This window comes from Helicobacter sp. L8, assembly GCF_003660355.1.
GTDB classification, from domain to species: domain Bacteria; phylum Campylobacterota; class Campylobacteria; order Campylobacterales; family Helicobacteraceae; genus Helicobacter; species Helicobacter labacensis.
In genome coordinates, this window is sequence record NZ_QXQR01000003.1 from 172,085 (window position 1) to 178,898 (window position 6,814).

Below are 6,814 nucleotides of genomic sequence, written 5' to 3' on the forward strand. Positions count from 1 at the left end.
CTTTTTAGATGACTTTTTCACAAATTCTCTTAACCTTGCAGAATTTCTGGCAAGAACAAGGCTGTCTCTTGTTACAACCCTATGATCTCCCAGCTGGGGCGGGCACTTTTCACCCCGCCACCTTGTTAAGAAGCTTGGATAGCAAACCTTGGAATGTCGCCTATGTCGCCCCCTCTAGGCGACCCACAGACGGGCGCTATGGGCAAAACCCCAATCGGCTAGGCAGTTACTACCAATTCCAAGTGATTTTAAAGCCTAGCCCGCTCAATGTCCAAGAACTCTACTTGCGCAGTTTGCAAGCACTGGGCATTGATTTTAAAAAACACGATGTGCGCTTTGTAGAAGACAACTGGGAGTCGCCCACTTTGGGGGCGTGGGGCTTGGGCTGGGAGGTGTGGCTAGATGGCATGGAGATTACCCAATTTACTTACTTCCAGCAAGTAGGGGGTTTGCCTTGCCACCCCACCCCCATAGAGATCACATATGGGGTAGAACGCTTGGCAACCTACATCCAACAGGTGGATAGTGTTTTAGACATCGTGTGGAGCTACAAAGACAAGCAACCCATTTACTATAAAGAAGTGCATCTGGAGAGTGAGTACCAGTTTAGTCATTATCACTTTGAGCACGCTAATTTAGATTTTTTGCTCGATGCCTTCTATCAAAACCAAGCGGAGGCGCAACGCTGTTTAGATCAGGGTTTGAGTTTGGTCGCTTACGATTTTGTGGTGCTTAGCACGCATTTTTTCAATGTCTTGGATGCGCGTAAAGCCTTGAGCGTGGCTAAACGCCAAGAATTTATCTTAAAAATCCGCACCCTAGCTAAAGCCTGTGCCCTGCTCTACAAAGCCCAAGAAACCCAGCGCGATGCACGCTTGAACGGGGATTTTAGCACCCCCCTACTGCCATGCCAAGCTTAAAAGATTTGCACGCTTTCTTAGAAGCACTCTCTCCCTTGGGCTTGCAAGAATCTTGGGATCATTGTGGCTTGAATTTGGGCAGTTTAGATATGCAATACCAACACCTCATCATCAGCCTTGAAGCCACAATGCCACTAGCCAAGCAAGCCCTAAACCACAGCGTGATTCTCACCCACCACCCCTTATTCTTCAAGCCTTTTAAAACCTTTAACCCCGATTTTTACCCCTACAACATTGCCCAAATCTTGATTCAAAAATCCTGCGCTCTGTTGGCATGGCATACCAATTTTGATAAAACCCACTTAAACGCCCATTTTGCCAAGATTTTAGGCTTTGAGAACCTGCACACAGAGGGGATGGCTTTAGTGGGCGCAATCGCCCCCACGCCCTTAAAAACACTTGCTAAAAGCGTGCAAGATAAGCTTAATCTGCCCTATGTGCGCTATGTGTCCGCTAGCTCCATCATTAGCACCCTAGCAATCGTGTGCGGGGCGGGGTGTGGGTATTTACAAGAGCTCAAAGCTATGCCCCAAAATTTATGCTTGATCACCGGGGACATCAAACACCATGATGCCATGGCGGCTCAAAGCATGGGTATTAGTCTGGTAGAAGTGCCCCATTATGAGAGCGAAAAATACTTTGTGCCCCTCATGGCGAATTTACTAGCCCCCATTGCCCCCAACCCTCAGTTGTTTGATTGTAGAAACGCGCTAGAGGTTGTGGGGTTATCGCATAGATCGCGGGTAGTTGCACATGGAAAGGGATGATACGATTAAGATTGTCCAAGATTGTTTTCAAAGATAGGGAAAGCCATCAGGAAAAATTGGGGGAGCGTGGAAAGTGAAACCTCTCATCTTTTTATTTTTAACTCTGTTCTTAAGTGCCACAGGCAGCACAGATGAAGGGAGTGTTCATGATGGGTCTTATAAGATTAAGACCATCAAAATTAACTCTTTGTTAATGGATTCTAAGGGTAATGATCTCGTGGATGCCAAAGGTCATTCTATTTACTATCCAATCCCCCGACAATTCGTCTTCACCAAAGGCGATATTTCTGACTCTAGAGTTTTAAAGGTTAATACAGATTTAAAAGACTCTAAGGGGCACTCCTTTTGGGACAAGGTTTTTGTCTATGATCCTAAGGATTGCCAAAAGCTTTTAAATCTAAATCCTAAGCACACTAAAGAATCGCAAAACTATCCAAACTATACCCTCTATTATAAACCCACTTTGTTAGCAGCTAATCAGGGGGATAGTTCAGATGGTGAGGAGTATATAGAGAGCGCGCGGTTTGGGCGCGTTATAGATGTCAAGGTGAAGCAAGATATTTTTACCATCGTTTATATCAATCTCATAGAAACCCTTAGAGACTTGGGAGGTGATCTCAAAAAATCAGAGCGGTTGAGGATTTGGGAAGAAGATGGAGAGATTAATCCTAGTGGTGGTATCACTCATCTTAAATTTTTAGATGACAACACAGCAACCTTTGTTGTAGATGCTAATGGGGCATACACCAATGGCTATTATAAAAAGTATCGCCCCATTAAATATTTCACGCAAAAAGATGTCCCTAAAGTCCACATCTGCCCCTACAGTGCTAAAACTCTCCTAGAAACTATCCAAAAGAGACATCCGGAGTGGAGGAGCGATTAAGGTAAATCAACTATTCCCCATCCCCTCACAAGTATCTTCTTCCCCCATATCACACAAGATGGCGTCCCCATGATTGGCGTATGCCCGTGCTTTCTTGCGATCTTTTTTCGCCCCTAAGCCCTTTTGATACATGTTTGCTAACGATACATAACAATAGCCCTCCCCCATGTCCGCGCATTTATGATAGCAATGCGCCGCTTTTTTGTAATCGCGCGGGATGCGGGGAGCAAGGGGATCATTTTCATCCTTTTCCCAACCACCATAAAAATAAATGTCGCCAAGCATGCTATAACCATCCTCATCGCCCAAATCTCCCGCCAATTTTAAATACTCCCCCCACTGGCACAATACTCAAACAATGGCGCAAGACTTCTAGGGGCTTTTGTGTGGCGCGCGCGTCCTTTGGTTTAACACAAGGGCTATAGGCAAAAAGGCGCGTTTGAGCCCCAATAGACGCGCTGGTGCGTAGCACCAAAAGGCGTTTAGCCCCCATTGGTGCAGTGCCCACATCGTGGAACTAAAACGCGCATAATGGACGCTAGCGCGTCCAACGCGCTCAACACATAAAAACGCGTAACTAGAGTCCACGCCAATAGTGCCAATAACATGGGGCGCGTGCCCCACACAATAAACTCACATTGTTGCATAAAGCCCCCCCTAAAGGGTCTAACCCCCCTGCCCTTATCCCACACAATAATACCCCGCCAAGATAGATCGGCTAATTGCACCGCATCGCTTAGGGCTGGGAGCATGCGCCAATCAATGAAACTAAAGAAATACCCGCTAGGCTTTAACACCCGTTTAAACTCAATCCCTAAAAAAGTCATCCACTTTATCCACACCCTTTGGTCTTTCCCATCCCCTAAAAATTCGGGGTATTTAATTCCCTTGCCATGATCTAGCAAATATTTATCATTGGTGCTTTTAGCCCGCTCTCTTAAAGACTTAGCCCCACCACTGCAATAAGGCGGATCGATGAGCACACAATCTATACAATCATTAGGCAACTTGCCCATAAACTCCAACGCATCGGCGTGAAAGACTTGGTTAAGATAGGGTTCTAACATCACTCTCCTTTTTGTGATTGTAGTGCATTTGCAAAAGAAAAAAAGGGTTAAGGGTTATTTTCTTTGGTTATCTTTGAGAGCTTTTCTCTAAAGTTATGGTAGAATCTAGCTAAACCCTTCTGAGTAAGATCGGTTCCATACTCAGCCTTTTTTGGGTCGTAACTTGGTCGGGAATCTGTGCGAAAGGGTTTTTTAACCATCTTTATACGCCGTGATCACCCAATGGTTATCTCCCTGCTCGTTCCACCCCCTAGATAAGCCAACCCTAAAACTCCCACCTTGTCTTTTAAGGCGAATGGTATAAACCCCCGCATTCTCAAACACTTCGCCCCTCTTTATAATCTCACTCAGTCCATTCGCCACCCTCTCATCTATATTTGCCCCCTTAAAGCTCTCAAAATCTCCAGCGTGCTTTTCTAAAATCTTAGATAAGCCATAGGGCTTAAGTGGTTTGCCATTAGCGTCTTTTAAGCCTTGCAAACGCGCTGATTAGTAAAGTTTCATTGGCATAACAAGAGTTAATTAATGTCTAGCTTGGAGGGGCTTTAAAAGTCTTTTCTTGGAGTCCTTCTCGCATTTTATCAATCCCTTTTTGTTGGGTTTCTTCTATATAAACTCCGATTGCTAAAGTGCCTACAGATAGGAGAAATAACGCCCATGCAAAACCTGCACTGCCAAAATAAGAAGATTTAGACGCATAAATTGCCAAAGCGCAAAACCCACAGAATAACTTTAAGGCGTATAGACAAAAAACCCACGATTCTAATTTTGTACGGGTAGAATCATTTGAGGTACATATATGAGTTCTGCTATTTATTTGGGCAATAAAAACAAAACCTAAAGATAAAAATATGGATGCCCTAGAATTAGGACCATCTACATTACCATCTCTAAAAATAAAATACACCGCTAAAGGCAGATAACTAAATAAGGCACGCCCCGCAAAAAGCGGGAATGTCCTTAAAAAGCGCGTTAAAAAAGTTAAAAACTCTCTACCCTTGGCAGGTCTTGTGGTGTCTTCTAATTCTTGCTCTAAATCCTCCATTAATAAAGCCCCATCGCTGAGACAAAATTATAGCGGTATGTGGCAAACTCGTAAGACACATTAAAGTACTCTTGTAAGTGAGTAATTTCATACCCCCAAAAGATACATGCAGCCACTTCGTCATAAGGCATCAACAACTCTGCAGCAAAAGCATTCGCCTCTTGCTCCTCAATCTTGCTAATCGGGTCTAATTGCTCGTAACATATTGCCCGTGAGCGGATTTTATCTCTAGAATGTAAAACCCAATGCCCTATCTCATGCGCGATAGAAAAGTACTTTCTAGATAGAGGCTTATCATCCTCTAAAATGAATATAATCTTTTTTTGGGGGTCTAAAAGAGCTTCATCTTGACCCTCTTTGGCGCGCTCAAGCTTTAAATCTAAGGCTTGTAAAAGGGCTTTAAAATGCACAGGGCGCACGCTCTTATAAATGGGGTCGCTATGACGCAATGCCTTTGCTTGGTTAGTGGCTGTGGTAAAATCTGCACGCATGACCCTCTTCCTGTCTTGGCACTATGCCACAATTTTTAAAGGTATTATTCCTAAAGTAGGCTTTACCTCTCCTGTTTCCCCTTGATTTTAAAGCTTATTTTACTAGGCTCGACCCATTAAAGGGTTCATCTGCAGAAGTCAGTGCAGGATTAAACTTAGTGCTATAATCGCACTATAGCCCTTTGACTTCTTTGGGAATATCGCTATCTTTATAGCTCCACTCCACTTGCTAGCTTGACTTATTAGGCTTTATGCATTAAATCCAGCAGAGTTTGGGGCAGATTCTCATCTCCTGTAAAAGCTTAAATAGCGCAGGCAACATCCGCCAATCAATGAAGCTAAAAAAGTAAGTGCTAGGTTTTAAAATGCGCGCAAGCTCAACAAACACCCAACCCATCCATGCAATCCATAGGCGTTGATCTTTGCCATCACCAACAAACTCGTAATACTGATCATTACCACCAACATACTTTTTATTGGTGCTGGCATTGCGCGCATTTAAAGACTTCACCCCCCCACTACAATAAGGCGGATCAATCAACACACAATCAATGCTATTATCGGGCAACTTGCCCATAAACTCCAACGCATCGGCGTGAAAGACTTGGTTTAAGTAGGGTGTTAAATCAGTCATTAAAAAAAGTCGGGTGGTTAATCCCCCCATCCTCCCATGTAAAACTTTTCTCATAAAAACCATTGTGCAGATCGCGATGCTTAGCAATCATCCATGCATCTTGTGGGTCCACCATCACAATAGCTATTTTAGTATCTTGCCATTTCTTGCGTGATTTTTTTAGCTTTTCCACCGCCTCATAAAATGACACATTTCTATCTAAAATATTCATGAACAAACTCCTTTAAATATTTTTGCCCATTGTAGTGCATTTGCAAAAGAAAAAAAGGGTTAAAAGCTTAAGGGTGGGGGTTGGGGGGTTTATGGCTTTTTAAGTGGGTTTTAGCTAGCATTGAGTGGGCTTTACAATAGGCGTGGGAAAGCTTACAGCTTTGCACATCTCCCACCTTTGTGAGTTTAGTCTACCCTTACTTAGATTACATGGGTGTGCTGTAGTCCTCAAGGTAGGGGGCTTAATTCCTCTAGCTCCAAACTATAGATTCTATGCCCTTGTTCTACACTCTCTTTTAAAGTGATTTTAGCCTCTGCTGGTTTGCCATTAATGTTAAGCCGTGCAAAATACCTATGCATTGCCCTTATACTAGGACTAGCCTTTTTGTCTGCATAGGTTTCTTTTAAAGTAGCGTTCTCAAAAAGGGCTTTAATATCCGCGCCTACTTTAAAGTGTTCTTCTTTGCTAAATCCGTTGGCAATGCTTTTTTCTAAGGCTTTAGAACTAGATATTTTATTTAAACCTGTGCTTGAAATCCTGGCAATAACCCCCGTTTTTTTGTTGGTGATGTCTTGGTTTAAAATGGGGTTTAAACTCTTCTTCAAGTCCTCTCGCAACTCTTTTAAACCCTTAATGCCCTGTGTGGTGTAGGTGAAATGTTGCGCCTCACTTCTCTTTAAAGTCTTTTTAACCGTGGGCGTATACTTAGCTGGGAACACCGCATTAGCCTTTTGCCCATGCATTTTCTCCCACTTGGCAATGAGCTTTTCATACAAGTTCTTAATTTCTAGCA

Annotated in this window: 11 protein-coding genes; 3 read left to right on the top strand and 8 right to left on the bottom strand. The window is 43.4% G+C overall.

The features are described from left to right. Window positions 1–8: 8 nt before the first annotated feature. The 3 genes from glyQ to EAO37_RS03075 all read left to right on the top strand — a co-directional run bounded on the left by glyQ (window position 9) and on the right by EAO37_RS03075 (window position 2,573). Window positions 9–920, top strand: coding sequence for a glycine--tRNA ligase subunit alpha (gene glyQ / locus EAO37_RS03065; protein WP_120951469.1), 912 nt, complete (start codon window positions 9–11; stop codon window positions 918–920). After that, window positions 908–1,687 carry a Nif3-like dinuclear metal center hexameric protein gene (locus EAO37_RS03070; protein ID WP_120951471.1) on the top strand — a complete coding sequence of 260 codons (780 nt, stop codon included), beginning with the start codon at window positions 908–910 and terminating at the stop codon, window positions 1,685–1,687. The genes glyQ and EAO37_RS03070 overlap by 13 nt, the downstream gene beginning before the upstream one ends. Window positions 1,688–1,760: 73 nt before the next feature. Beyond that, window positions 1,761–2,573 (top strand): hypothetical protein, encoded by an 813-nt coding sequence (locus EAO37_RS03075; protein WP_120951472.1) that lies wholly within the window; start codon window positions 1,761–1,763, stop codon window positions 2,571–2,573. A gap of 6 nt (window positions 2,574–2,579) precedes the next feature. On the opposite strand, the gene EAO37_RS03080 is transcribed toward EAO37_RS03075, so the two are convergent. The 8 genes from EAO37_RS03080 to EAO37_RS03120 form a co-directional block, all read right to left on the bottom strand. Further along, entirely contained in the window at window positions 2,580–2,882 is a 303-nt protein-coding gene (locus tag EAO37_RS03080; RefSeq protein ID WP_120951474.1) for a sel1 repeat family protein, read from the bottom strand. Window positions 2,883–3,055: 173 nt separating this feature from the next. Further along, complete coding sequence (locus tag EAO37_RS03090; protein WP_120951478.1) at window positions 3,056–3,640, bottom strand: DNA methyltransferase; 585 nt, start codon at window positions 3,638–3,640, stop codon at window positions 3,056–3,058. A 192-nt stretch (window positions 3,641–3,832) separates the two neighbouring features. Then, the gene (locus tag EAO37_RS03095) at window positions 3,833–4,120 is read right to left on the bottom strand and encodes a hypothetical protein (protein WP_120951480.1); all 288 of its coding nucleotides are present in this window, start codon (window positions 4,118–4,120) and stop codon (window positions 3,833–3,835) included. Between the two features lie 49 nt (window positions 4,121–4,169). Beyond that, a complete protein-coding gene (locus tag EAO37_RS03100; RefSeq protein ID WP_120951482.1) occupies window positions 4,170–4,685 on the bottom strand; it encodes a hypothetical protein in 516 nt (171 codons plus the stop codon). Beyond that, on the bottom strand, window positions 4,685–5,176 hold the full coding sequence (locus EAO37_RS03105) for an ImmA/IrrE family metallo-endopeptidase (protein WP_120951484.1): 492 nt from the start codon (window positions 5,174–5,176) through the stop codon (window positions 4,685–4,687). The genes EAO37_RS03100 and EAO37_RS03105 overlap by 1 nt, the downstream gene beginning before the upstream one ends. A 256-nt stretch (window positions 5,177–5,432) precedes the next feature. Beyond that, window positions 5,433–5,810 carry a hypothetical protein gene (locus EAO37_RS03110; protein ID WP_240451709.1) on the bottom strand — a complete coding sequence of 126 codons (378 nt, stop codon included), beginning with the start codon at window positions 5,808–5,810 and terminating at the stop codon, window positions 5,433–5,435. Then, the gene (locus EAO37_RS03115; protein WP_120951486.1) at window positions 5,803–6,021 is read right to left on the bottom strand and encodes a hypothetical protein; all 219 of its coding nucleotides are present in this window, start codon (window positions 6,019–6,021) and stop codon (window positions 5,803–5,805) included. Before EAO37_RS03115 ends, EAO37_RS03110 begins: the two co-directional genes overlap by 8 nt. 227 nt (window positions 6,022–6,248) lie before the next feature. Next, window positions 6,249–6,814 (bottom strand): hypothetical protein (locus EAO37_RS03120; protein ID WP_346427014.1); only part of this gene is annotated, 566 nt, incomplete at its 5' end.